Origin of the sequence: Anaerococcus sp. Marseille-Q5996, assembly GCF_946893725.1 — a bacterium.
GTDB classification, from domain to species: Bacteria; Bacillota; Clostridia; order Tissierellales; family Peptoniphilaceae; genus Anaerococcus; species Anaerococcus martiniensis.
The window spans coordinates 68,670-94,729 of sequence record NZ_CAMPPE010000003.1; the positions used below are offsets into that span (position 1 = coordinate 68,670).

General features: G+C 32.3%; 27 protein-coding genes, 1 tRNA gene and 1 pseudogene. All 29 read left to right on the plus strand.

Annotated elements, in window-relative coordinates:
* The first annotated feature begins 15 nt into the window (after positions 1-15).
* The 29 genes and pseudogenes from OC526_RS04720 (at position 16) to OC526_RS04860 (ending at position 26,059) form a co-directional block, all read left to right on the plus strand.
* Positions 16-345 (plus strand): polyketide cyclase, encoded by a 330-nt coding sequence (locus OC526_RS04720; protein WP_262122440.1) that lies wholly within the window; start codon positions 16-18, stop codon positions 343-345.
* Positions 346-504: 159 nt separating this feature from the next.
* Positions 505-1,122 carry an SAP domain-containing protein gene (locus OC526_RS04725; protein ID WP_011284915.1) on the plus strand — a complete coding sequence of 206 codons (618 nt, stop codon included), beginning with the start codon at positions 505-507 and terminating at the stop codon, positions 1,120-1,122.
* 104 nt (positions 1,123-1,226) lie between these two features.
* A complete protein-coding gene (locus OC526_RS04730; RefSeq protein ID WP_005398222.1) occupies positions 1,227-1,517 on the plus strand; it encodes a DUF3847 domain-containing protein in 291 nt (96 codons plus the stop codon).
* A gap of 210 nt (positions 1,518-1,727) precedes the next feature.
* A pseudogene (gene metG, locus OC526_RS04735) lies at positions 1,728-2,192 on the plus strand (methionine--tRNA ligase subunit beta); the annotation flags it as partial.
* A 206-nt stretch (positions 2,193-2,398) separates the two neighbouring features.
* Positions 2,399-3,475, plus strand: coding sequence for a siderophore ABC transporter substrate-binding protein (locus tag OC526_RS04740; RefSeq protein WP_262122441.1), 1,077 nt, complete (start codon positions 2,399-2,401; stop codon positions 3,473-3,475).
* 1 nt (position 3,476) lies between these two features.
* Complete coding sequence (locus OC526_RS04745; protein WP_262122442.1) at positions 3,477-4,442, plus strand: ABC transporter permease; 966 nt, start codon at positions 3,477-3,479, stop codon at positions 4,440-4,442.
* The gene (locus tag OC526_RS04750) at positions 4,439-5,452 is read left to right on the plus strand and encodes an iron chelate uptake ABC transporter family permease subunit (RefSeq protein ID WP_262122444.1); all 1,014 of its coding nucleotides are present in this window, start codon (positions 4,439-4,441) and stop codon (positions 5,450-5,452) included. Before OC526_RS04745 ends, OC526_RS04750 begins: the two co-directional genes overlap by 4 nt.
* Positions 5,449-6,204, plus strand: a complete 756-nt coding sequence (locus tag OC526_RS04755) for an ABC transporter ATP-binding protein (RefSeq protein ID WP_262122445.1) — start codon at positions 5,449-5,451, stop codon at positions 6,202-6,204. Before OC526_RS04750 ends, OC526_RS04755 begins: the two co-directional genes overlap by 4 nt.
* A 43-nt stretch (positions 6,205-6,247) precedes the next feature.
* Entirely contained in the window at positions 6,248-6,763 is a 516-nt protein-coding gene (locus OC526_RS04760) for a hypothetical protein (protein WP_262122447.1), read from the plus strand.
* Between the two features lie 83 nt (positions 6,764-6,846).
* Positions 6,847-8,124 carry a CapA family protein gene (locus tag OC526_RS04765; protein WP_262122448.1) on the plus strand — a complete coding sequence of 426 codons (1,278 nt, stop codon included), beginning with the start codon at positions 6,847-6,849 and terminating at the stop codon, positions 8,122-8,124.
* Positions 8,124-8,702 carry a phosphatase PAP2 family protein gene (locus OC526_RS04770; RefSeq protein ID WP_262122450.1) on the plus strand — a complete coding sequence of 193 codons (579 nt, stop codon included), beginning with the start codon at positions 8,124-8,126 and terminating at the stop codon, positions 8,700-8,702. The genes OC526_RS04765 and OC526_RS04770 overlap by 1 nt, the downstream gene beginning before the upstream one ends.
* An 18-nt stretch (positions 8,703-8,720) precedes the next feature.
* Positions 8,721-8,807: transfer RNA gene (locus OC526_RS04775), tRNA-Leu, on the plus strand.
* 191 nt (positions 8,808-8,998) lie between these two features.
* Entirely contained in the window at positions 8,999-11,641 is a 2,643-nt protein-coding gene (gene polA / locus OC526_RS04780) for a DNA polymerase I (RefSeq protein ID WP_262122452.1), read from the plus strand.
* The gene (gene coaE, locus OC526_RS04785) at positions 11,628-12,221 is read left to right on the plus strand and encodes a dephospho-CoA kinase (protein ID WP_262122454.1); all 594 of its coding nucleotides are present in this window, start codon (positions 11,628-11,630) and stop codon (positions 12,219-12,221) included. Before polA ends, coaE begins: the two co-directional genes overlap by 14 nt.
* Positions 12,218-12,874, plus strand: a complete 657-nt coding sequence (locus OC526_RS04790; RefSeq protein ID WP_262122456.1) for a lytic transglycosylase domain-containing protein — start codon at positions 12,218-12,220, stop codon at positions 12,872-12,874. The genes coaE and OC526_RS04790 overlap by 4 nt, the downstream gene beginning before the upstream one ends.
* Before the next feature lie 66 nt (positions 12,875-12,940).
* On the plus strand, positions 12,941-14,278 hold the full coding sequence (gene rsxC / locus OC526_RS04795; RefSeq protein WP_262122458.1) for an electron transport complex subunit RsxC: 1,338 nt from the start codon (positions 12,941-12,943) through the stop codon (positions 14,276-14,278).
* Positions 14,279-14,288: 10 nt separating this feature from the next.
* On the plus strand, positions 14,289-15,263 hold the full coding sequence (locus tag OC526_RS04800; protein WP_262122459.1) for an RnfABCDGE type electron transport complex subunit D: 975 nt from the start codon (positions 14,289-14,291) through the stop codon (positions 15,261-15,263).
* On the plus strand, positions 15,256-15,795 hold the full coding sequence (locus tag OC526_RS04805; RefSeq protein ID WP_262122460.1) for an FMN-binding protein: 540 nt from the start codon (positions 15,256-15,258) through the stop codon (positions 15,793-15,795). Before OC526_RS04800 ends, OC526_RS04805 begins: the two co-directional genes overlap by 8 nt.
* Positions 15,796-15,803: 8 nt before the next feature.
* Positions 15,804-16,484, plus strand: a complete 681-nt coding sequence (gene rsxE, locus OC526_RS04810; RefSeq protein ID WP_262122461.1) for an electron transport complex subunit RsxE — start codon at positions 15,804-15,806, stop codon at positions 16,482-16,484.
* An 8-nt stretch (positions 16,485-16,492) separates the two neighbouring features.
* Entirely contained in the window at positions 16,493-17,065 is a 573-nt protein-coding gene (locus OC526_RS04815; protein WP_262122462.1) for an electron transport complex protein RnfA, read from the plus strand.
* A gap of 9 nt (positions 17,066-17,074) precedes the next feature.
* Complete coding sequence (locus OC526_RS04820; protein WP_262122463.1) at positions 17,075-17,875, plus strand: RnfABCDGE type electron transport complex subunit B; 801 nt, start codon at positions 17,075-17,077, stop codon at positions 17,873-17,875.
* Between the two features lie 112 nt (positions 17,876-17,987).
* On the plus strand, positions 17,988-18,368 hold the full coding sequence (locus tag OC526_RS04825; RefSeq protein ID WP_262122464.1) for a NusG domain II-containing protein: 381 nt from the start codon (positions 17,988-17,990) through the stop codon (positions 18,366-18,368).
* A 3-nt stretch (positions 18,369-18,371) separates the two neighbouring features.
* Positions 18,372-18,902: a Gx transporter family protein gene (locus OC526_RS04830; protein ID WP_262122466.1), complete on the plus strand. Its 531-nt coding sequence runs from the start codon at positions 18,372-18,374 to the stop codon at positions 18,900-18,902.
* Positions 18,886-19,566 carry a RadC family protein gene (radC, locus tag OC526_RS04835; RefSeq protein WP_262122467.1) on the plus strand — a complete coding sequence of 227 codons (681 nt, stop codon included), beginning with the start codon at positions 18,886-18,888 and terminating at the stop codon, positions 19,564-19,566. Before OC526_RS04830 ends, radC begins: the two co-directional genes overlap by 17 nt.
* A gap of 12 nt (positions 19,567-19,578) precedes the next feature.
* On the plus strand, positions 19,579-20,589 hold the full coding sequence (locus OC526_RS04840) for a rod shape-determining protein (protein ID WP_262122469.1): 1,011 nt from the start codon (positions 19,579-19,581) through the stop codon (positions 20,587-20,589).
* 6 nt (positions 20,590-20,595) lie between these two features.
* On the plus strand, positions 20,596-21,486 hold the full coding sequence (gene mreC, locus OC526_RS04845) for a rod shape-determining protein MreC (protein ID WP_262122471.1): 891 nt from the start codon (positions 20,596-20,598) through the stop codon (positions 21,484-21,486).
* On the plus strand, positions 21,479-21,967 hold the full coding sequence (gene mreD / locus OC526_RS04850) for a rod shape-determining protein MreD (protein WP_262122472.1): 489 nt from the start codon (positions 21,479-21,481) through the stop codon (positions 21,965-21,967). Before mreC ends, mreD begins: the two co-directional genes overlap by 8 nt.
* Before the next feature lie 10 nt (positions 21,968-21,977).
* Positions 21,978-25,421 carry a penicillin-binding transpeptidase domain-containing protein gene (locus OC526_RS04855; RefSeq protein WP_262122474.1) on the plus strand — a complete coding sequence of 1,148 codons (3,444 nt, stop codon included), beginning with the start codon at positions 21,978-21,980 and terminating at the stop codon, positions 25,419-25,421.
* Positions 25,422-25,432: 11 nt separating this feature from the next.
* On the plus strand, positions 25,433-26,059 hold the full coding sequence (locus OC526_RS04860; RefSeq protein WP_262122475.1) for a hypothetical protein: 627 nt from the start codon (positions 25,433-25,435) through the stop codon (positions 26,057-26,059).
* Position 26,060: the final 1 nt, after the last annotated feature.

Sequence of the window (26,060 nt, forward strand, 5' to 3'; positions counted from 1 at the left end):
ACTTAGGAGGATTTTATGGCAGTTGCAAATATCAAAGTTACATTAAATTGCCCAATAGAAAAAGTATGGGATAAAGTTACTGACCTTCGTGATTTTGGTTGGAGAAGTGATACCAAAGATATCAAAATTATTGATGATAAGAATTTTGTAGAGATTACAAAAGATTGGATAGAAACAAATTTTAAAGTTATAGAATGTACGAAACATCAATGCTGGTCTTTTGAAATTGAAAACGCAAATATAAAAGGAACTTGGATAGGAAAATTTTATTCGAATGGAGATAAAACAACATTAGATTTTACAGAAAATATTATTTCTAAAAATTTATATTTAAACCTTTTGTAGGACTATATTTAAGAAACCAACAAAAACTGTATTTTAAAGATTTGAAGGAAGTACTTAATTGTGAAGAAGCAAGTCATGTTCAAGTGTTATGAAAATAATGAAATAGATAAATTGGAGTAGCCTATTCATATATTTAGATCTTTTCGAAAGGATAAAACAATGATAGAAAGTAGACTTAAGTTTGATAAAATCACATCGTTTGATGAGTTTAATAAATACTATTGGTATCGTGAAGAACTTTCACAGATATGCAAGTTATTAGGATTAGAATATAGAGGTACAAAACAAGAACTTACTTATATTATTGAGCAGTACTTTAAGGGGGATGTGATTAAAAAGTCATCAATAAAAAACATAAAGAAACAAGTTGATTATATTACTTTAGATATGCCTTTACTTGAGTGTGGATTTTCCTTTAATTCAAAATTCAGAGAATATTTTTCTGTTGTAACAGGTGTTTTGCCTTTTAAATTTACTGCAGATATGGCAACGGCTTGGAGAAAAGTAAAAAGACAAAATGATTTGAGTTTTACAATTCAAGATATGCTCAAAGTTTATTATGGAAAATCAGATTATGCTAAGTATGATAATTCTGTTTGTCAATGGAATCAATTTTTAAAGGATTTTTGTGCAGACGAAAATAGCTGTAACTACTCTAATAAAATACAAGTAGCTGCAATTCTTTGGAAAGAAGTCAGAGATTCAAAAAACAAAAAAGTTTATTCACGAAAACTTATAAAAAAATATGAGGATAAAATAGAAGACTATCACAAGTAAACAGAAACTATTTTTTTGAATGAAAAAAATTAATTCAGATAGATGTTAGGCGATAGAAATTAAAAACTCTATCGTCTTTTTTTATTACAAGAAAGGAGTTTTGCATGAAAAAATTAGAACAAATCAGAAAAGAATCAAAAGAAATAAAAAATAAAATTGACGATACAGAAGAAAGATTAAGGCAACTAAAAAATCAAGAAAAAAAGATATTAAAACAAGACATAGAAAAAAGAAGAAAAGAAAGAACACATAGGCTCATAACAAGAGGAGCAATCTTAGAAAGCCTTATAGAAAATGCAGAAGAACTAACAGATGAAGAAATAAAAATCCTACTAGAAGAAGCAATAAAGACAAAAGAATTTAAAGAAACACTAAAACTAATGAGAGAAAATTAAGAAAAATAAAATAACCAAATAGAACAGATGGGAGAATTTGAAAAAGCGATGAAATTTATATTTTAGAATTTACGACAGCTTACGACAAATTTACGACAATTTGCTAGAAATCTATAGGCACTTATAGAGAGTTAGCAAATTGTCGTAAATGGAGAAGTACCATAAAATAGACTTTTATAGAGGTTTAGACAATTATCTAAGGTAGAGGGGATTTTCCCAACAATGAAACCTACTGGTAAAAATGCTGTGGAAAATATTGAAATAGCACCTACAAAAACAGTTGAACAAACAAATGAAGTTGTAGACTTTACTGGTGTGGAAACTGAAGAATTTTATGATGATATAGACTTTGAAACATTTTCAAAATCAGACTTTAGAGTGGTAAAAGTAACAGACTGTGAAGAAGTACCAAAATCAAATAAATTACTTAAATTTACCTTAGATGACGGTACAGATACACCAAGAATAATCCTGTCTGGTATCAAAAAACATTACACAGCAGAAGAGTTAATCGGCAAAAATTTAGTAGCCATAGTTAACCTACCACCAAGAGCAATGATGGGTGAGGAATCACAAGGTATGATCTTATCAGCAGTTTATGAACAAAATGGTGAAGAAAAACTAAATGTCCTAATGGTAAGTAACAATATCCCAGCAGGGGCAAAATTATATTAATAGAAAATGTAGACTTCCTAAATCTCCTAGAGACTTAGGAAGTTTTTTGTTGAAATTACATAAATTGATTGATTTAATTGGATAGCTATATAGGTTGATTTTCTAACAAAATCTATTAATCCTTAATGTTGACTAGTTTACTAAGGTATGTTATACTTTTGCTAATGATAATCAGTATCATTAATAATATGTTTAAGGAGTATTTTATGAAAAATACAAAAATTATGTCAATAGCAATACTTGCATTGGCCCTCACAGCTTGTGCAAACAATATAGAAACAGAAAATAATATTGCAGATAGTCCTGCAAATAAAACTGAAGTAAGTCAAGATCTTGAAAAAGAAAATGCAAATCTTGATGAAACTTCTAAAGATACTGAATCAAGCAAGGAAAAAGCAGATACTCTTACAATCACAGATGCCCATGGTGAAGTCGAAGTTGCCCGCAATCCTAAAAAAGTAGTTGCCCTTGATAGCAGAAACTTTGAAGTTTTAGAAGCCATGGGAGTTGAACTGGTAGCTGCACCAAAAGATGTTATGCCAGAAACATCTTCCTATTTGAAAGATGAAAGTGTAGAAAACATTGGTAACCACAGAGAACCAAATCTAGAGTTACTAGCAGCAACTGATCCAGATCTTGTAATAATCGGCCAAAGATTTGCTGATTATTATGAGGATATTAAGGCTATTGTACCAAATGCTTCTGTAATTGATTTAGACACAGATGTCTCAGAAGATGCAAAATCTCCCGGAAACAATCTTATAGAAGGCTTTATAAATTCTACAATGATTTTAGGAGAAATCTTTGACAAAGAAGAAAAAGCAAATGAGCTAATAGCAAATCTTGAAGAATCAATTGAAAAAGCAAAAGCTGCTTATAAGGGTGGCAGTGTAATGGGAATTGTAGTTTCTGGTGGAGAAATCGGGTATTCAGCGCCAAAATATGGAAGAGTATGGGGGCCTGTATATGAAATACTAGAACTTGAACCAGCTCTAGAGGTGAAAAATGATTCGTCAGACCACAAGGGTGATGACATTTCTGTAGAAGCAATTGCAGAATCAAAACCAGACTACTTAATGGTCTTAGATCGTGATGCAGCAGTAAGAAGCGAAGAAAATTCTAAACCTGCTATGGAAGTAATAGAAGGATCAGAAGCCTTAAAAGATCTTGAGTCCATTAAAAACAATAAAATTTATTACGCTCCAAATGATACCTACACCAACGAATCAATTATTACTTATACAAAGATATTTGATGGTTTAGCAGAGTTGTTTAGCAAATAAGATGGAAAATACAAAAAGAATAATATTTTCAAAACCCTTTACAATTGCTCTAGGGATAGTAATAATTCTAGCTATAGCTTCTGTTTTTACAGGAGCTTATGACATTTTTAAAGAGGGGAATTCTTTTGAAATGGTATTTATAACAAGAATTCCAAGAACCTTAGCCCTAATGCTTTCAGCAGTAGCCATGAGCCTATCGGGTATTGTCATGCAGCTAATATCTCAAAATAAATTAGTAGAACCAACCACAACAGGAACTATTGAATGGGCGGGACTTGGCCTTGTTTTAGTTTATATTCTAATTCCAAAGCCTAGCCTGCTTCAAAGAATGACAGGGGCAATCATAGCTTCCTTTATTGGATCTATGGTTTTCTTTTATTTACTTAGAAATATAAAATTAAAATCATCCCTATTTGTGCCAATTGTTGGTATTATGCTAGGGGCAGTTGTTTCTGCAATTTCAACCTTTATTGGCTTAGAATTCAATATGACTCAGGTAATTGAAGTATGGTTTCAAGGATCATTTGCCCCGGTCCAACGAGGACGCTATGAATATTTATTTTTTATAATAATTATTACAATAGCTATTTATATGTATGCTGATAAGCTAACAATTGCAGGACTTGGAGAAGATATATCAACAAATCTTGGTCTTAATTATAATCAGATTATATTAAGGGCAAATATTTTAGTTGCCTTAGCTTGTGGGATAGTTTCTGCAGTAATTGGAAATATTCCATTTTTAGGGCTAATAGTACCAAATATTGTTTCCCTATATAGGGGAGACAACCTAAGGGAAAATATTCCTTGGGTTTGTTTAGTATCAATGATGGTGATGCTAGCAGCAGATATTATTTCAAGAACAATTATTGCACCATTTGAACTACCAGTATCACTTATTTTAGGAAGCGCAGGTTCAATTATATTTATAATTATTTTACTAAATATGAGGAGATTTAAGATATGAAAAGTAAATCTTCTTATATAAGTAGTTTTAGATCAGAAAAGGAAAAAAAATCATATATTATAAGTCTGGTAATTTTATCTTTGCTAGCTGTTTTAACAATATATGGACTCCTTGTTTATAAAAACCCAGTCCCTATTGATTCTCCATCTTTTTTGCCAATTGTAAGACGTAGGCAAATTGCAATAATTGCCATGGCAATAGCTGCTATCTGCCAATCAATTGGAAGCATACTTTTTCAAAGTGTAACAAATAACAGGATTATAACTCCATCAATTTTAGGTTTCGAGGCAATTTATTCGACAATAAATACAGCTATTATGTATTTTTTAGGAATAACTGGTTTTTTGGCCATAGGAGGCAAGGGATATTTTATATTTCAAATCATCCTTATGGTTGGCCTATGTCTACTGCTTTTTATGGGGATTTTTACAAAAAGAAATGGAAATATAGAGTTAATGCTTTTAATAGGAGTTATTTTAGGCCAAGGTCTGAGATCAATAGCAGCATTTATGCGTAGGCTCCTTTCCCCATCAGAATTTGATATTTTGCAGGCAAAACTTTTTGCTTCTGTTAATAATTCTGATGCAGAATATTTCCCCTTAGCCATTGGAATAATATTTTTTGTGATATTGGGAGTGTTTTTAAATGTGAGAAAGTTAAATGTCCTAAGTCTTGGCAAGGATGTAGCAACAAATTTAGGTCTAAATCACAAAAAAGCAACTTTTCTATCATTAATAGCAGTTGCAATTTTAATTAGTATTTCAACAGCCCTTGTTGGACCGATGACCTTTTATGGATTTTTGGTGGCTACACTGACTTATGAGTTAGCAAAAACTTATGACCACAAATATTTACTAATTATGGCAATAGTGCTAGCCTTTGATATTTTGGCCGGTTCATACTTTATTATGAATCACATATTTAACGCAAACGGAGTAGTTTCAGTCTTGATTGAATTAATAGGAGGGATTTCATTCCTTATTTTAATATTTAGGGAAGAAAAATTATGATAAGCTTAGATAATGTAGAAAAAAAATATAGCGATGATGTTAGTATAGGTCCTGTTAGTCTTGATATAAAAAATTGTGGTATAAACTCAATAATCGGACCAAATGGAGCTGGTAAGTCTACCTTGCTAATGATGATTGGTAGACTTTTGCCAAAAGATTCGGGGAAAATAAATGTGGGTGGACTAGATATTGATCATACAAATCCAAACCAAATGGCTAAGACGATTTCTATTTTAAAACAAGAAAATAATTTTATCAGCAAATTAACAGTGAAACAATTGGTAGGATTTGGGAGATTTCCTTATAGTCAAGGAAGATTTACTGATGAAGATGTCAGAATAATTGAAAAATATATAGATTTTTTTGAACTTAGAGAACTTGAAGATAGGTATTTGGATGAATTGTCTGGGGGACAAAGGCAAAGGGCCTATGTTGCTATGGTTCTAGCCCAAGAAACAGAATATGTTTTGCTAGATGAGCCTTTAAATAATTTGGATGTGGCAAGGTCAGTTTCAATGATGAAACACCTAAGACGTGCTTGTGATACTTTGAAAAAAACATTTGTATTGGTAATCCATGACATAAATGTAGCAGCCCAATATTCAGATAGGATATTTGCTATGAAAAATGGAAAATTAGTCCTAGAAGGGTCTGTAGACGAGGTTATGGATGGTAGTAAATTAACAAATATTTTTGATACAAATATAAATATTGTAAATGGCCCATATGGGAAAATTGCTGTTTATAATTAAGTTCTAAATTTCTTTTGGGTATAAATCCTTTAAGGAGATAAAAATGAACGATAATTTTCAATCAGAATATAAGGACACTGAATCAGTTAGAAAATACGTAAGTAAGCACAATATTTATTCGCTAATATTTGCCCTAGGTTTTTTCATTATTATTGTATCAATAATTCCATATTTGCTAATAATATCAGAAAAGATAGAAGATAGGATATTGCCATCTCTTATAGTTTTCTTAATAGGATTAATAATGGTGCTTACAGGTAATTTTTCAAAGAGAAAACTAAAAGAAAAACAAGCAAATAAGTACACTGTTGCAGCTAGTGAATTTATAGATTTAGAAAAAGAAAATATGAAAAGTGCATTTAGAAAAGATTTAATAATTGCAATTTTATTAATCGTTTTAGTTCCCATAATCTATTATATAATTTACAGCAATACTCATATGCTAGCGGAAAATTACAATAAGTATATAAAATCTGTATTAATTTTGATTTTGGCTCTTGCAGTCTTTATTCTTTTATATAGTAAGGGCAAAAAAGAAGCATATAGTAGTCTAATATAAAATTCACCTATCAAAGGGTGTTTTTTATTGCCTAATTTTAGGCTTTTGGGTTACAATAGACTTAGCAAATATTGGGAGGAACTATGATAAAAATAAAAAGAACATTTGCCTTATTTTTTTCACTTTTGCTTTTAACTGCTTGTAGCAAGGAAGAAGTGAAAGAAGAGAGCAAAGAGCCAGTAAGAACTGCTGATCTTATTGAAAACTTAGACACTAATGAGATTTCACCAGCAACCAATCAAAGTGAAGAAAGTGAAACAGAAGTTGTAGATGCAAATGGTACAGATGAACAAGAGGAAGTTGAAGAAAAAATTGAAACCATAACTCTAAAAACAGGTGGAGACCTTATGGCAAATATGGGACAAACCCAATACGCCTATAATAAGGGTGGGGGATTTTATGATTTTTCAGATTCATTTATGTATGTTTCAGATTTTATTAGTGATGCAGATATTGCAATAGCAAATTATGAAACAACTACTGATCCAAACGTCCCATACGCTGGTCACCCTAGATTCAATGCTCCACCAGAGTATCTGGAAGCAATAAAAGAAGCTGGATTTGATATTGTAACAACTGCTAACAATCACTCCCTAGACAATGACATTGAGGGAGTCAATACAACAATTGAAGCTATTAGGGATGCAGGACTTGATCATGTAGGTACCCGTGCTGAGGGTGATGACACTAGATTTATCATAAAAGAAGTTGGTAATATCAAACTTGCATTCTTATCCTATACCTATGGATGTAATGGGAAAGTAGATTTATTTCAAGTACGTGAAGAAGTACCAGAAGTAAACTACCTAAATGAAGATGAAATCAAAGATGACATCAAAAAAGCAAAGGCAAAGGGTGCTGATTTTGTAGTGGTATATCCTCATTGGGGGATAGAATTGCGCTCAAATGCAGATCCTAGCCAAATAGAATTAGGGCGTAAAATGATTGACTGGGGAGCAGACCTAGTAATAGGAAATCATCCACACGTAGTAGAGCCTTATGAAGAATACGAATCAGCTGATGGCAGAAAAGGATTTATAGCCTATGCCTGCGGAAATTTTATAAGTATTCAAAATTTAGAAACAGTAAATGACATCAGGACTGAGCAATCAGTAGCATATAGATTTGAATTATCCAAAAATCTAGCAGATGGCAAAACTTCAATCGATGAGATCGAAGCTTATCCTCTTTGGGTTGGTATGACTTATAACGATTATGGACGCAGTGTGAGAACTTACTTATGTGAAGATTTCCTAGATGGTGGGAAATATTATGATGAAGTTGACGAATACCAAAGAGATAGGATACAAAAAGCTTATGATGCAACCATGGCGACCATTACTAGTGAGGTAGATTATTAATGGGGTCGTGGACTAATTTTGAAATTGGAATCCTAGATGCAATTCAGAAATTATCGACACCTGGCCTTGATAAATTTATGGTAACAATTACAAGCCTTGGTAATTTGTCGATAATTTGGATTGCCTTTATAATAATTTTTTTATCTACAAAAGAATATAAGACCATGGGCAAGGTAATGGTCTTAGGATTTATTTTAAATCTGATAATAGTAAATTTATTATTAAAAAATATTTTTGCCAGAGTGAGACCCTTTAATATTGTAAACTACGCAAACTTATTAATTCCAGCCTTAAAAGATGGTTCATTTCCCTCAGGGCATACATCCTACGCTTTTACAATTTTTACTATAGTATTATTTATGGCTAAGAAAAAATCACTAAAAGTACTTACAGGTATATTGGCCGTTTTAATTGCCTTTAGCAGATTATATTTGTACGTTCATTTTCCCACAGATGTAATTGGAGGAGTCATAATAGGATTTATATTAGCAATTCTAGCTATGAAAATCTATTTTAGTAAGAATATAAGGGAGAAACTTGCCAATACCAATTTGCAAAGAAGGCAAAAAGTGTTATAATCATTAGGTAACCATTGAGCCGGTGTGTTGGAATTGGCAGACGAGACAGACTCAAACTCTGTTGTCCACCAGGGCGTGTGGGTTCGAGTCCCACCACCGGCACCAAAAAAGCTTATTCGCTTAAGAGAGACCAAGAGTCTATAAAAAATAATATAAAAACCTCGTAGTCGATTAGATTACGAGGTTTTTTTTATGATTTTTTAAAAGACTTTACTAACCTATAAATTCATATACTATTTTAATCAAATCTTTAAAATATCCACATTTTACGTTATACTATAACTAAGGAGTGACAAATGAGTAAAACACTTATGCTAATTGATGGTTCTAGTTTGATTTTTAGGGCTTTTTTTGCTCTTCCAAACCTTACAAACAACGATGGGGTAATGACCAACGGTGTGTATGGTTTTTTAACTATGTACCAAAATGCTTTTGATAAATATAATCCAGATTCTGTTCTTGTTGCCTTTGATAGGTCTGGTAAAACTTTCCGCCACGATGAGTTTAAAGATTATAAGGCAACCCGTGATAAGATGCCAAGTGAGCTTTCTTATCAATTTGGAATTTTAAAAGATATACTTGACTCTATGAAAGTAGCCTATACAGACCTTGATGGTTTTGAGGCTGATGATATAGTAGGAACTTATGCCGATATGGGCCAAGAAGCAGGTTATGAAGTTGTAATCATAACTGGAGACCGTGATTATTTACAGTTAGTTGATGAGCATATTACAGTTTATCTTACTAAAAAAGGCATTTCTGATATGGTTGAGTATAACTTATCAACTATAAAAGAAGAATATGGTTTGACACCCCAACAATTAATAGATGTTAAGGGTCTTGAGGGAGATAAATCTGATAATATCCCTGGTGTTGATGGTATAGGTCCTAAAAAAGCAATTGGATATATCCAAAAGTATGGTTCTATTGAGGGACTTTACGATCATATTGATGAAATCTCTGGTAAAAAAACCAAGCAAACTTTAATAGATAGCGAATCAATAGCCTATATGAGCAAAAAAATTGGGACAATAATTAAAAATGCCCCAGTAGAAATTGAATTGTCTGATCTAGAATTAACTGAGCCAGATTATCCAGCACTTAAAGAAAAGTTTTCAAAATATAACTTCAATAAGTTTTTAGAAAAAATCGAAGGTCAGGTTGATGTTGCTGATACGGATAGAGAATTTGAATATTTAGAAACTGATGATTACAAAGGACTAATAGATTCTATTAATAAAAATAAAGAATTTACTTTTAAATCTTTTTTTGATGGGCAAAATTACATTCATTCACAGATTTATAAGTTAGCTATAAAAACTATTGAAGGCACGACTTATATTATAAAGGCTGATGATGAATTTGTTTCAAAATTTAAAGATATTTTTGCAGATAAGAATATAATAAAAAATTCTTTTGATATAAAAGAAGATGTAGTTTTATTAAATAAATTAGGAATTGATGTGGCCTTGCCTTATGATGATGCTATGCTAATGCATTATCTAATAGATCCATCTAGGTCATCATATGATGTGAAAACTTTAAGTCAAATTTATTCGGATTTTGAACTTATAAGTGAGGTAGATTTAATTGGCAAAGGTGCAAAAACTAAAAAATACGAAGACATCGACCAAGACGAATTAAATTCATATATAGCATCAGTTCTTTACACTATTGAAAATTCCAAAGAAAAACTGGTAGATGAATTAAAATCCTACAAGATGTATGACCTCTACCAAGATATAGAAATTAAACTTTCCAAGGTTCTTGCAGATATGGAAATAGCTGGTTTTGTAACGGATATTAAAGTTTTGGAAAACCTTAAATCTGAAATAGATGAGGTTTTAGAAGGGTTGACTAGGGAGATTTATGAGCTAGCAGGTTCTGAATTTAACATCAATTCTACAAAACAATTAGGGGAGGTCTTATTTAAAGATTTAGACTTACCAGTTATAAAGAAAACTAAAACTGGATTTTCAACTGATGCATCAGTTCTAGAAAAATTACGCGATGAACATCAAATTATCCCTAAAATCGAACAATACAGGGAAATGTACAAATTGCGTTCAACTTATATCGAAGGCCTGGAAAGTGCAATCGATGAAGACGGAAGAATAAGATCGACCTTTAGGCAGAGCATTGCTTCCACAGGCAGACTTTCATCTACAGAACCAAATTTACAAAATTTGCCTATAAGAACTGAAGAAGGTCGCAAAATTAGAAAAGCCTTTAAGGCAAGTCCTGGCAAAATTTTAATAGATGCTGATTATTCTCAAATCGAGCTTAGAATATTAGCATCATTATCGGAAGATGAAAATATGATAGATGCCTTCATAAATGGGGTTGATATTCACACAAAAACAGCATCAGAAGTTTTTGACAGACCTTTAGAAGAAGTTACAAAAGTTGAAAGATACAATGCAAAGGCAGTAAATTTTGGTATAATTTATGGGATAAGTGATTATGGACTGTCCCAAAACTTAAATATACCAAGACCTCTAGCAAAAGATTATATAGAAGGATTTTTTGAAGGATATCCAAATGTAAAAAAATATATGGATAACATCATAAAAAAGGCCCGTGAAGACGGATTTACAGAGACCTTATTTAATCGCAGGAGATACATTCCAGAAATCACTTCAAAAAACTTTAATGTAAGAAGCTTTGGAGAAAGGGTTGCCCTAAATACTCCAATCCAAGGTACAGCAGCAGATATTATAAAAATTGCTATGATAAAAACAGATGAAAATCTTAAAAAAGCAGGTCTTGATGCACAGATTATCCTCCAAATCCACGATGAAATCATTCTGGAATCTTCTATAGAGGATAAGGAAAAGGCAATTGAGATTTTAAGACAATCCATGGAATCAGCTGCTAGCCTTAAGGTACCCTTACTAGTTGAAATTGATACAGGAGAAAGCATGTATGAGTCCAAGTAAGATTGTAATTACAGGGACAATAGCTTCTGGAAAATCAACCTTGTGCAAGCTATTAGAAGAAATGGGTTTTAAGCTTATATCTGCAGATGAAGTAAACAAAGAATTACTAATTCCTGGAGCAAAAAATTATGAGGCTATAAAAAAATCTGGGGATTTTAATCAAGCTTTTGAAAATGAATGCTTAAATAAAAAGAAACTTGCACAAATAATTTTTTCTGATAGAAAAAAACTAAAAAAACTAAATCAGCTTAGCCACAGAAATATCTTAGATGAGATTGAAAAACAAATCGAAATCTTAGATGAAAAAGTAGTTTTTATCGAAATCCCACTTTTCTTTCAAATGGAAGAGAAATTTAATGCAGATGAAGTATGGCTGGTGGTCGCTGACTATCAAATTCAAATCAAGAGATTGATGCAAAGAGATAAAATCAGTCTTGAATATGCTAAAGCAAAATTAGAAAGTCAAGAACAATTACTAAATATGAAAGAAAATAGTAATGTAGTTTTTGATAATAGCACAAGTGTAGAAAATCTTTCTACCCAACTTAAAAAAGTCTTAAAACAAAAGGATTTACTATGAAAGTTTTAAAATTTATAGGAAAATTTATAGGCTATATATTGCTTACAATATTGTTAGCAATAGCTATAAGCTACGGGATAATAGCCTACCAAACTTCACGCACACAAATCAATTATCAAGAGCAGATTACAGAAATATCTGAACAGGCAAATGTGGATCCACTATTTACTGCAGCTATTGTAAAAGTAGAGTCAGACTTTGATAACGATGCTCACAGCCACCAAGGCGCCCAAGGGCTAATGCAAATTCTAGATGAAACTGCAAAACATTCAGCAGAAGTAGTTGATATGGAATATTATCCAGAAAAATTAAATGACATTGACTACAACTTAAAACTTGGAGTAGGTTATTATGATTATTTGATGAGATATTATAACAATCGTCAATTAGCCCTAGCAGCCTACAATGGTGGAGTGGGAAATGTCGATAAATGGATCAAGGAAGGGATTTTAGATAAGGATAATCCAGATGTTTCAAAAATTCCATTTGAAGAAACCAGACAATATGTCACAAAGGTAGAATCCACCTACGATGTTTATAAAACATTTTATAAGGATGGTCTCCCATCCAATACAGAATTATCTGACCTAGGACAATTAAGTTACAATAATTTTATGACATTCATCAACGATCTTTTATATAATATCCTATAGTTGTTGATGAAAGTCACAAATTCATTTATAATATAAAAGAAGATAAATAATATTAAGGAGATGCATATGGCAGGAAATGCTTTGACATTTAGAAAAGGTGTTCACATAGATGAGTTCAAAGAACTTTCAGAAAATAGTGAACTGTACACCTTACCTACACCAAATGAGCTAGTGATTCCGCTTACTCAACATATTGGTGCACCAAGTAAATGTCTTGTAAATAAAAAAGACGAAGTACATATAGGAGATTTAATCGGCGAGGCTGTTGGTAACTTCTCAGCAAATATCCATTCATCAGTAAATGGAGTTGTAAAAGACATAATAGATATTCAAACAGCATCCGGTAAAAATTCTCAAGCAGTTGTTATTGATACAGAAGGCTACGATCAAGAAAAAGAGTACATATTAAACGAAAACGTTCAATTAAATAAAGAAGATATCGTAGAGAAAATTAAAGCGGCTGGAATAGTTGGTATGGGTGGGGCAGCCTTTCCAACTCACATAAAATATACACCAGCAAAAGAAGTTGACACAGTAATAGTAAACGGTGCAGAATGCGAACCATACGTTACTTGCGATGATTATATACTAAAAAATAGATCAGAAAATATTGTAAAGGGTCTAGAAATTTTAGTAGTAGGATCAGGGGCAAAACAAGGAATTATTGCGATTGAAGATAATAAACCAAAGGCCTCTGAAGCAGTATCAGCATATTTAGAAGAATATAAAAATCATGCTACAAATATGCCAGAGCTAAAAGTAGTTAAACTTGCTACAAAATATCCACAAGGGGATGAAAAAAGACTTATTGATGCTACTTTAAATAGAACTGTACCATCAGGTGGTCTACCAATGGATGCAGGAGTTATAGTATCAAATGTTTCTACTGTAAATGCAGTATATGAAGCAATCTATTATGATAAACCACTTTATGAAAGAGTTATGACAGTAACAGGTCATAATGTTAAAAATCCTCAAAATGTCCTAGTAAAAGTAGGTACATCTTTTGATTATGCAATTGATGCAGTTGGAGGATTAAATGGTGAAATTGGAAAACTAATTAGCGGTGGACCAATGATGGGTATTGCCCAACCAAATTCAGGAAATCCAGTAGAAAAAGCTACAAACTGTATTTTAGTACAAACAAAAGAAGAAGCAATCCCAGCAGAAATTGAACCATGCATTAGATGTTCTCGTTGTGTTGATGTTTGCCCAGTTAATTTACTGCCTCTTTATATCCACAAATTTGCCTTAAATGAAAAATTTGATAAGGCTGAAGATTATAGAATTATGGATTGTATAGAATGTGGATCTTGTTCTTATATTTGCCCATCTAAGAGACCGCTTGTGGAAGCAATTAGATTTGGTAAGCGTCAAATAAGACAAGCAGGAAAGGGTAAGTAGGAGTAGATATATGGAAAATAGAGAAAAATTATTAGTCACATCTTCTCCTCATGTGAGAAGTAAAAATACTGTACAAAGTGAGATGAGAGATGTAATAATCGCTTTAGTACCAGCGGGCATTGCTGCAGTATATTATTTTGGTTACAGAGCCTTAATTTTAATATTAGCATCAGTTTTAGCTTGCGTTTTATCAGAATTTTTATTTAACAAATTTACAAAAAGAAAACAAACTGTAAAAGATTTGTCAGCAGTAGTAACAGGTATATTATTAGCTTACAATGTGCCATTTACTCTACCTGTTTGGCAAATAGTTATAGGTGCGATTTTTGCAATTGTAGTTGTAAAAATGGCCTTTGGTGGTCTTGGACAAAATATAGTAAACCCAGCCTTGGCTGCAAGAGCATTTTTACTTGCTTCTTGGTCGGAAACAATGTCAACATTTGTACCACCTCAAAGAGTAGCAACTCTAAAATCAGTTAGCACAATTTCAGCACTTTCAGCTGCAACTCCACTTTCAGAGCCACAATCTTATTCTGTAATGGATTTATTTTTAGGAAATATTCCTGGATCTTTAGGTGAAGTTTCAGCCCTAGCCCTACTTTTAGGATGTGCTTACCTACTAATTAGAAGAGTTATTAATATCAAAATGCCACTTATTTACATAGCGACAGTTACAATTCTTTCAGGATTATTTACAGGTTTTGACAATATACTAAAAGATGTTTTATCAGGTGGTTTACTTCTTGGTGCAATATTTATGCTTACAGACTACACAACTAGCCCAGTAACTCCAAAGGGTCAAATTGTTTATGCAGTATTAGCAGGAATATTGACAGCAGTTATTAGAGCCTTTGGTGGTTATCCAGAAGGAGTAAGTTATTCTATCTTACTTGCAAACCTTGTAGTACCAATTATAGAAAAATATACAAGACCAAAAGTATTTGGGGTAGATTATAGCAAACAAAAAGGAGTAGCAAATGAATAATTTTAAATTAGGTTTAAGATTATTTGTTATAACAGCAGTAGTAGCATTAGCTCTTGCCTTTACAAATAGTCTGACAGCTCCAGTAGTTGCAGAAAATCAAGCACAAGAATTAAAAGAATCTCTATCTGTAGTTTATCCTGCAGATTCTTATGAAGAATTAGAAGTGGATAAACCAGAAACAATAAAAAATGTTTATAAGGCCGTTACAGCTGATGGGGAGGGATATGTATTCCAAATCAATTCTCCTGGTGGATATGGTGGAGATATTGAATACCTAATAGGTGTTGACAAAGACCATAACATAACAGGATTTGCTCCATTAAATCACTCAGAGTCACCAGGATTTGGTGCTGAAATGGAACAAGATTTCTTTAAAGAGGGAATGGTTGGAGTAAATATGGATAATGAAGTTGGCTATTCAGAAGCTGGTGGCGAAAATGAAATAGTCGGAATATCTGGAGCTACAATTTCTACTACAACTATTGTAAAAGGAATTAACGATGCTAGACAAGTACTAGCTAGTCTGGAATAGGAGTTACAATGGAACAACAATTAGATAGACCTTTTGTAGACGAAAATGCAAAAGTAGATAGTAAAAGAAAACAAAAAGTAAATCTTGGTAAGGTATTTTCTGATGGGATATTTAAAAATAACCCAGTCTTTGTACAATTAGTAGGAATGTGTTCAGTCCTAGGGGTTTCATCAACTATGCAAAATGCTATTGGTATGGGATTATCAGTTATATTTGTATTAGTGATGAGTAACCTAGTAGTATCTTTACTTAGAAATTTTATAAAAGATGAAATTAGAATCCCAGCTTTTATCGTAATTATTGCAGGATTTGTAACTATAGTTCAGTTAGTACTTAGGGCGTATGTACCTTCTTTATATAAATCTTTAGGTATATTTATCCCGCTAATTGTAGTAAACTGTGTAATTCTTGCTCGTGCAGAAGGATTTGCTTCAAAAAATGGTCCTATCGCATCTATTGTTGATGGATTTGGCCAAGGACTTGGTTATACTCTTGCTATCTCAGTTTTAGCTTTTGTAAGAGAATTATTAGGAGCAGGAACAGTATTTGGAAAAACTATTATTCCAGCAGAATACACAATTGGATTCTTACAACAACCAGCATCATCATTTATAGTTTTAGGTTTATTATTTGCAGCATATGCAGCTTATACTAACAAAAAAGAACGTAAAGCTGCTTTAGCTAAATAGGAGAGCATATGACAGATTTAATATCAATAATAATTGGTGCAATATTTGTATCAAACTATGTATTAGGACAATTCTTAGGAATTTGCCCTACTTTAGGGGTAACCAGTAAAGTTGAAACAGCTCGTGGTATGAGTTTCGCAGTTATATTTGTAATTACTTTATCGTCAATAGTAACCTGGTTTATTCAATACTACTTACTTGAGCCATTACATATAGAATATTTACAAACAGTTGTATTTATCTTAGTTATAGCATCTTTAGTACAATCAGTAGAGACTGTAATGAAGAAAAATATGCCTAGCTTATATGGAGCTTTGGGTGTGTTCTTACCGCTTATTACAACTAACTGTGTTGTACTAGGTGTAGCTATAAAAACAATTACAAACCAATATGATTTGCTTCAAACTATTGTTTATGCCCTAGCAGCATCATTAGGATTTATGCTAGCTATGATGATCCTATCATACATAAGAGAAAGAATTGCAGAAAATGATACTCCAGAAGCCTTTAAAGGTGCGCCAATGAGTCTTATTACCCTAGGACTTATGTCAATAGCATTTATGGGCTTTGCAGGATTATAGGAGTCATTTATGAATGAAATATTATTACCAGTTTTAGTTCTAGGGGCCTTAGGATTTTTATTTGCTATTGCTCTTGGACTAATAAGTTCAAAATTTAAAGTAGAAACATCAGTTACAGAAGAAGCAGTTAGAAATGCACTACCAGGTGCAAACTGTGGAGCTTGCGGTTATCCAGGATGTGATGGATGTGCTGCAGCAATTGCAAATGGAGAAGCTCCTGTAAGTGCCTGTGTAATTGGTGGACCAACTACAACAGAAGCAGTAGCAAAAGTTATGGGAGTTGAAGCAGTAGCAAGTGATAATAGACAAGTTGCAGTTGTAAAATGTAATGGAGATTGTGAAAGTGCAAAAGATTTATTTGAGTATTCAGGGCTTGAAGATTGTAGAGCACAAATAGCACTTTTCGGTGGTAAAAAAGAATGTAACTACGGATGCATAGGATGTGGAACTTGCGAAAAAGTTTGCCCTTTCGATGCTATCCACGTACATAATGGAGTAGCAAAAGTTGATCGTGATAAATGTGTAGCTTGTGGTAAATGTGTAGAAGCTTGTCCAAAAGATATTATCACACTTGTACCATACGCACAAAAAGCAGTTGTTTTATGTTCTAACCAAGAAAAAGGTAAAGATGCACGTAAAAAATGTGATAAGGCATGTATAGCATGTACACTATGTGCAAAAACTTATCCAGAAGGATTTGAGATGAAGAAAAACCTATCAGTAGAAAATATCAACCCAGACCTAGATGTTGAATTATTAAAACAAGCTGCTGATAAGTGTCCAAACAAATGTATAAAAGTATTTGAATAATAAGCAAAAGATAAGCCGGCCTAGCCGGTTTATTTTTTTTATAAACTCATATTTTGCCCTAAATTGACAAGAAAAACTATTAAACGTAAACTCATATAATGAGGTATTTTTTATGAAAATTAAAAAGGGTGATATAATTATTTCAATTAGCCTATTGCTTTTGAGTATGTTAATGGCCTTTGGAATTTCGAATATGAACACAAAATCGACCGGACAAATATTAAGGGTTGAAAAAGACTCTAAATTATATGGTGAATTTCCTTTAGATCAGGATAGGGAAATAGTTTTAGATGATAATGCACAATTTAATAAAATTGTGATAAAAGATGGTAAGGCATATATGGATGAGGCAAATTGTAGGGACCAGATTTGTACACATATGAAAGAAATAAGTATAAATGGCGAAACAATAATTTGCTTACCAAATAGAGTGTTTTTAGAAGTGGTTGATAATTCTGTCACAGACGATGGAATTGATAAGATAAATAGGTAGTTTATGAAAGATTTGAAAAAAGTAACAAATATTGCGCTTTTGACAGCCATGGCTCTTGCAATTTCTTTAATTGAACATATGATTCCAATACCAGTTCCAATTCCTGGGGCTAAACTTGGTTTTTCAAATATGATTATTTTGCTGACCCTATATTTTTATGGTATGAAGTCAGCACTTTTAGTAGGTGTTTTAAAATCATTTTTACTTATGCTAATTACAGGATCGGTAACAGCATTTTTCTATTCCTTTGCTGGTGCAATCTTAGCATCTCTTGCTATGGGTCTTTCACTAAAACTTTTAAATAGATTTTCATCATTTGTTGGTATTTCTGAAATAGGAGCATTTTTCCATAACCTAGGCCAAATACTAGTTGCAGCTATTTTTATGGGAAATATTAAAATGCTAATTTATTTTCCAGCCCTAGTTATGATGGGGGTATTTACAAGTTTTTTTGTAGGTCTTAGTGTAAACTATGTTGCAAGTCACATGGAAAAATTAAATATTGGAGACATCAAAAATGAGAAAATCAATTAAGGATTTTGACCTAGATGATAGGCCAAGGGAGAAATTAATTAGCAAGGGGGCAGATGGCTTAAGTGATGAGGAGCTTTTAGCAATTATAATCTCAACCGGAACTAAGGAAAAAAATGTAATTGAACTTTCTAGAGAAATTTTACAAACATTTTCTTATGAAAGTCTAGCTGATATTGAGGTAAGTGAACTTACAAAAATAAAGGGGATAAAGTCAGCTAAGGCAAGTTCTATTGTAGCTTCTTTGCGTTTTGGACAAAGAATTGCTCAAAAAACCATGGAAAAAAAGATTACAAAAATAAAAAATAGCGAAGATATTTACCAATATTTAAAAAATGAAGTCCAAGATAAGAAAAATGAATGCTTTTATGCTATCCTTTTAGATACGAAAAATGTTATAATATCTAAAGAAGTAATAAGTATAGGCACTTTGGATGCATCCATTGTCCATCCTAGAGAGGCCTTTAAACCTGCTATAAAAAAATCGGCAAAATCAATAGTTTTTGCCCACAATCATCCAAGTGGAGATTTTACTCCATCAAAAGATGATTTTAGAATAACCCAAAGACTAGTAGAAGCAGGTGAAATATTGGACATAGAAGTCCTAGACCACATAATTATCGGTAAAGACGGATATTATAGTTTTAAAAAAGAAAATTTTATTTAGGAGCAAATGTAGATGAATTTAAGAATGGTTGCCACAGATTTTGCCATAGATTTGGGCACGAGCAATATTTTAGTTTATAAAAAGAATGAGGGTGTCATAATCGATGAGCCTTCAATGATAGTTTTAGACCAAAATAATACTAAGGTTTTGGCCATTGGACAAGAAGCTAAGGATATGATTGGAAAAACTCCATCAAATATTCATGTTGTAAAACCAATTGAAAATGGAGTGATTACTGACTTTAACCTTACAGAGGCAATGTTAAAGCATTTTTTTAACCAAGTAAATCCCGGAACATCAATTTTTCAACCAAAGGTTGTAATTTGTGTACCAAGTGGAATAACCGACATTGAATCACGTGCCATAGAAGATGCAGCACTTCATGCTGGTAGCCGTGATATTATTTTAGTTGACGAATCGTTAGCCGCAGCCTTTGGTATGGGACTTACACCAGAAGATCCAAGGGGCATTTTGCTTTTAAACCTTGGTGCAGGTACTAGTGAAGTATCTGTAATTTCTTTAAATGGCATAGTTACAAGCAAAACCATAAATAAGGGTGGAGATTACATAGATGATGCCATCATTGATTTATTTAGAGAAAAAAAACGTCTTGATATTGGTAGACAAACAGCAGAGGATATAAAAATAAATCTATTAAGCCTAAGGGTAAAAGATGGTGAAAACTCCATGAGTGTTGATGGAAGAGATTTATTATCAGCAGCTCCAAAGACTGTAGATATCAAAAGCAAAGACCTTGTAGAATGTATAATGCCTTATGCAGATGAAATAGTAAGTATGATTTATGAAGTCCTTGAAAAAATCCCACCAGAACTAACAGCAGACATCAAGAAAGATGGCTTTGGTTTAACTGGTGGTATTAGTAAAGTGCGAGGTCTTCGTGAATATATAGAACATAAATTAAATCTATCTTCTTATATATCTGAAAATCCAGAAACAGATGCAATTTTAGGTACAGGTAAGATATTAGAAGATCCAGATAGATTTTTTAAATATCGTAAGTAGGTAAAAATGGCATATAGAAGAATTAAAAAATCCAACAAATCTTTTTTAATAACAGTTTTTGCACTTTTGATAGTAATGGGTGTTTCATCTCAAACTGATGCCCTTTCAGGTGCAGGATCAAATATTGCAAATACAATTTTTGAACCAATTGAGAGCATTACTTACTCAATCTCATCTGAAATAATGGGGCAAATTGAAAGAACAGTTGGATCAAAAGAAACCAGGGCAGAGGTAATGAGGCTAGAATCGGAAAATAGATCTTTAGTAATGGAAAATGCAAGACTCACTTCAGTAATAAATAAAGAAGATTTTCTAAAAAATGAAGCAAAAGCCATTGATGAGTCACAAAATGAATATATCAAAGCAAATGTAGTAAATTCTGATGTAAGTTCATTAACCAGCAATTTTACAATAGATAAGGGAAAAAAAGATGGTATCAAGCAAAACGATATTATCTTACAAGCTATTGGAGATAGTAATTACTACACAGGTCTAGTAGGTAAAGTTACTGAAGTATTTGAAACAACAGCACGTGTTGAAACAATAAACAATCAAGCAAACGATGTTTCATTTATAAATACCAGAAGTGGAGATTATGGGGTTATAGATAAATTTACATCAAGAACCATCCAAGGTTATATGCTTGATGTAGAAAGTGAAGCTAAAAATTCTGATGTTTTAATGACCAGTGGTCTAGGTGGAGTATATCCATATGGAATTTACATTGGACAGATTAGCAATGTTTCAATGAGTCAAGATACCCTTAGAAAAAATATTACAGTAGATTCACCAGTGGATTTTTCCCATATTTATAGGGTTTTAGTCCTAAAAGGAAACAATTCATATCAAATAGATGAAAAAAATAAAGAGTCAGAGGAGGAAAATATAAGTGAATAAATTTAAAACATTTTTAGTATTTTTAATATCATTTATCCTCCAAACCACAATTTTTTCTAAAATTGATATATTTGGTGCAAATATAAATATCATAATTCCTGCAATAGTAGCACTATCACAAGTATTGGGGGTTAAAATTGGGCCTTATGGGGCAATGATTACAGGAATTATTGAAGATTTTCTGTTTACAAATTTAATTGGGCCAAGGGCTCTATCATATTTTTTGATAGGGTCATTTGTTTCAAGTGATAGATTTAATTTTGCAAAAGATAGACCAACAGGTATTGTAATGACATTTTTTGCAAGTATCTTCAATTTCTTACTTTTAACATTAATTTATTTTATATTTACCAGACAAAACAATTTGATGAATTACTTGCTATTACCCTTACTTATTGAATCTATATTAAATACATTAATTTATTTTATTTACTATCATATAGTCAAAAAAATAATGTATATACCCACATATAGGATTTAGGAGTTTTTAAGTGAGAAAACAAAAGGAAAGACGATTAGTACTTATTCAGGCTCTTGTAATTCTCCTAATGGCCATAATAATCGGCAGACTTTTTACAGTTATGATAGGTCAAGGAGATTATTATAGAGATTTATCTGACAATAGAAAAGTAAAAGAAGTAGATGAAATTGCCAGTCGTGGTAATATTTACGATAGAAATGGGAAAATTCTTGCAACAAGTATCCCATCTTTTGCTGTGCAGATTTATAAGGACCAACTTCAAGAACTAGAAGCAGAAGATAGGATAAAAAATCTTGGTAAACTAGTTAATATCTTAGAAGAAGATGGAGTAAATTATACAGATGAATTTGCTCTAAAATTAAATTCCTTCGTGTATAAAAGAAAAGAAGATTATTTTATCCTAGGTCAGATGCCAACAGAGGTTGTAGTTTCAACAATCATTGACAACGACTTAGTTAGAGAATTTTTAACTACTGTTTATAAAGACGAAAATATTGAATATGAAACAATGAATACCGCCTTGCTTGCCCTCAAAAAAAGGGGGATTGATATACCAGCAAATGTTAGTCAAGATGGAGGTCAAGTAAAAGTATCCTACAGGGATAACTCAAAGAAAAAATTGGAAGCTGTTGGATATAGCGAAGATGAAGATCCAATTGATGTTGTAATTGATGCGGTTGGCAACGACAGATCAGTTTTACTTTCTATTTTGCAAAACTCAAATGCAAGGAAATTGGCCTATGAGCTTCTAAAAAATGCAAATTTACTTGGAAGCATTGAAATGGAACCTTATGTTGTAAAAGCAAATGAGGATATGATTGAAAAAAAGGCTAAATTATCAAAAGTTTACCCAGAAGTTAGCCTAAAAAGTGAACCAAGTAATGATTTTTACGAAATAGTAAAAACTTCAACTATAAATGAAGTCTTAAGCCAGGCTAGTGTGAAGGATGATGGTTCTTATGTAATTCCAGCAGATATTTTAATCCAACAACTTGAAAATCTTGGAATTTATGCAAACTTCGAAACAGAAGTTATAACTGAAACCAAGGATGAGAGAAATACTTATAAGGTTAATATCAACTTCAAAAACCCTCAAGCAGGATCTCCAGTAGATGAGCTTGCAAGGATAGCAGATGAAAATGATTTGCTAAAACCACTTATATTATCAGAAGATATTAAGTATATGGCTCAAAATGCAAACACTAGAAATAATATCTATCCATCCATAGATATATCTGAAGATGATCCAGAAGATTGGGATTACACATTTAATATCGAAAAAAGTAATTTTTACACTTATTATGCAGGCAAAGATAAGATAAATGACCGCGACAAGGTGGTTTCAATCCTTGAAAATGAACAAGATGCAAAAGAAATATTAAACTACCTAAAGAAAATAAATGATTTGGAACAATACTCAGACCTAGAGGCAGTAGGTATTCTTACAATTGATAATAAAATCAATCGTCAAGGCAGTTTCGGATATCGTCCTATAAACTTAGTATATAATATAGATGAATCTACAGTTTTAAAAATCGAAGAAAATATCGATGCAACAGCTGGCATTCAGGTAGATACTATACCTATTAGATCATATCCAAATAGATACTTGGCAAGTCATATACTGGGTTATATGGGTCCAATTGCAACAGCAGAAGAAGTAGATAAATATGTTAATGAACGCGATTATTTGCGTGATGAAATTATAGGGAAAACTGGTATTGAAGAATCTTACCAGGACAATTTAAAGGGAAAAAATGGTAAGTCATTAGTAACTGTAGACTCAGCAGGAAATAGAAAACAAACTATTTCACAAACTCCATCTGAACCAGGTGATGATTTGTATTTATCAATTGATGCTGATCTTCAAGAACAAGCTGAAAAATCATTAGAAGGTGTTCTTGATGCCATTAGCCAAGGCTACCAATACGAATCAGATTATGGAACATTTATGCCACTTAGACAGGCTCCTCACGCATCAAGTGGTGCAGTTGTAGTGTCAAATGTAAAAACTGGGGAAGTCTTAGCTATGGCTTCTTTCCCAGATTATGATCCAAATTTATTTTCTACTGGTATTTCTCAATCGGATTGGGAAAGCTTGCAGGTAGAAGAAGATAGTGGGCCACTTGTGCCTCGTCCAATGCTAAATATTGCAACACAAACTGCCGTTATGCCTGGATCAACATTTAAATTAGTAACATCATTAGCAGCATTAGAAAGTGGATTAGATCCACAAGCAGTAATTACAGACTATGGTTATGTAGAAGTAGGTAACCAGAGATTTAATAACTTAGCTTGGACAGAATATGGTATAACTCAAGGTGAAGAAAATTTATATGGGGCAATTAGAGACTCTAATAACTATTATTTCTATGTTTTAGCTCTTGGGGAAAATCCGCATGATGGTAAGTCCATAGGTACAAAACTAGACTTAAATGATATTAGGATTGCAGCAGAAAAACTAGGACTCGATCAACCGACAGGTATTGAGGTGAATATACCAAAAGAAACAACTGGAAATATACCATCAGTTGGTAAAAAAGTTGAAATTACTAAGATGATGCTACAAAGTTATCTAGAAGAAAAATTGCCAGTATATCTAAAGGATGGAGTAAAAAAATCTAGAAGCGAATTTGAAAGTGATGTCCTAGAAATTGTAAAAATGACTGCAAATCCAAGTGAATGGACAAGAAAAAATATTATTGACTTCCTTGATGAAAAGGGATATGAAGCAGAAATTACTAAAGGAAAAGACAGGGCTGGTCTCGCCGATACTATTAAATACACATATTTAAACCAAGCTGAATGGGATATTACAGATATGCTAAACATTGTAATCGGCCAAGGGCAAAATTCTTACACCCCGATTCAGATGAATAGGGCTATTGCTACTCTTACAAATGGCGGTTATTTAAATAAATTTACCCTAGTAGATAAGGTTACAAATCATGATTCTGGGGATATATTGTTTAACAATGTACCTGAAAGATCAAGGATAGATATAAAGGATAAAAAATATCTTGAAGATATTAAATACGGTACGCTTTTAGTATCTCAAAATAACAAAATATTAAATCAAATGCCGGTAGATATAGGTATCAAAACAGGTACAGCAGAAGTAGAAGGTAAAAACCTAGATGGAACAGACTATGATTCTTATGCATGGATGGTAGGTTTTGCACCATATGATGACCCGGAAATTTCAATAAGTATAGTCCTCACTCAAGGTGATACATCATACAATGCAACTCCAATTATGAGAGATGTAATTTCCAAATATTTTGACCTAGACGTTTATCTTACAAATTCCGGAGATACTCCAAATGATGCAGATATTGCAGAGCTTGGTGATTCTGTAGCAGATGATCAGCAGGGATTGCCTGAAGATAATCAAAATAAAGAAGATAAAGATATAAAAGAAGATAATGATAGTGCCGATGGTACTCCAAACTAAAGGAAGAAATAATGAAAGTTTATGTTATAAATGGCCCAAAAGCTATTGGGAAAACAGATTTTTCAGTAAATTTAGCTGAATACTTACAACAAAATAATAAAGTATTATTGATCCAAGGAAAACGCGCTACAACATCAAATATAGAGGACTATTTCCAAAAAGATGGAATGATAACCTATGACTTGGCAGATTATTTCACAGGACTAGCACCTCTTGAGAGAGTTCTAGTCCATGAAAATGATAATCTAGACTTTATCATAAGTCCTCTTTTAGAAGATAAATATGAAATCAAAGGGGAAGACATCAATAATCTTTTAAATAACATATCCTATGATTTTGTAGTTATAGATGGTGTAGACAAAAATCTAATATCGAATAAAACTTCAGTTGATATTATTGGAGAAAATGATTTGGCATTAGTAAATGAAAGTGATGCATTTTTTATAAATAAAACATCAGATGATTTTGATATAAGAAATCATAAGGATACCATCGATGCAAAGTCTTCTAAATATCTTGGAACAGTAAAAAATGGTGAATATTTTAAAAATGTAATCGAAAACCTAATAGCTGGAAAGGAAGTAGAAATACCAAAATTAGGATTTTTTGAGAAATTAAAGGCTAGTTTTAGAAAATAAA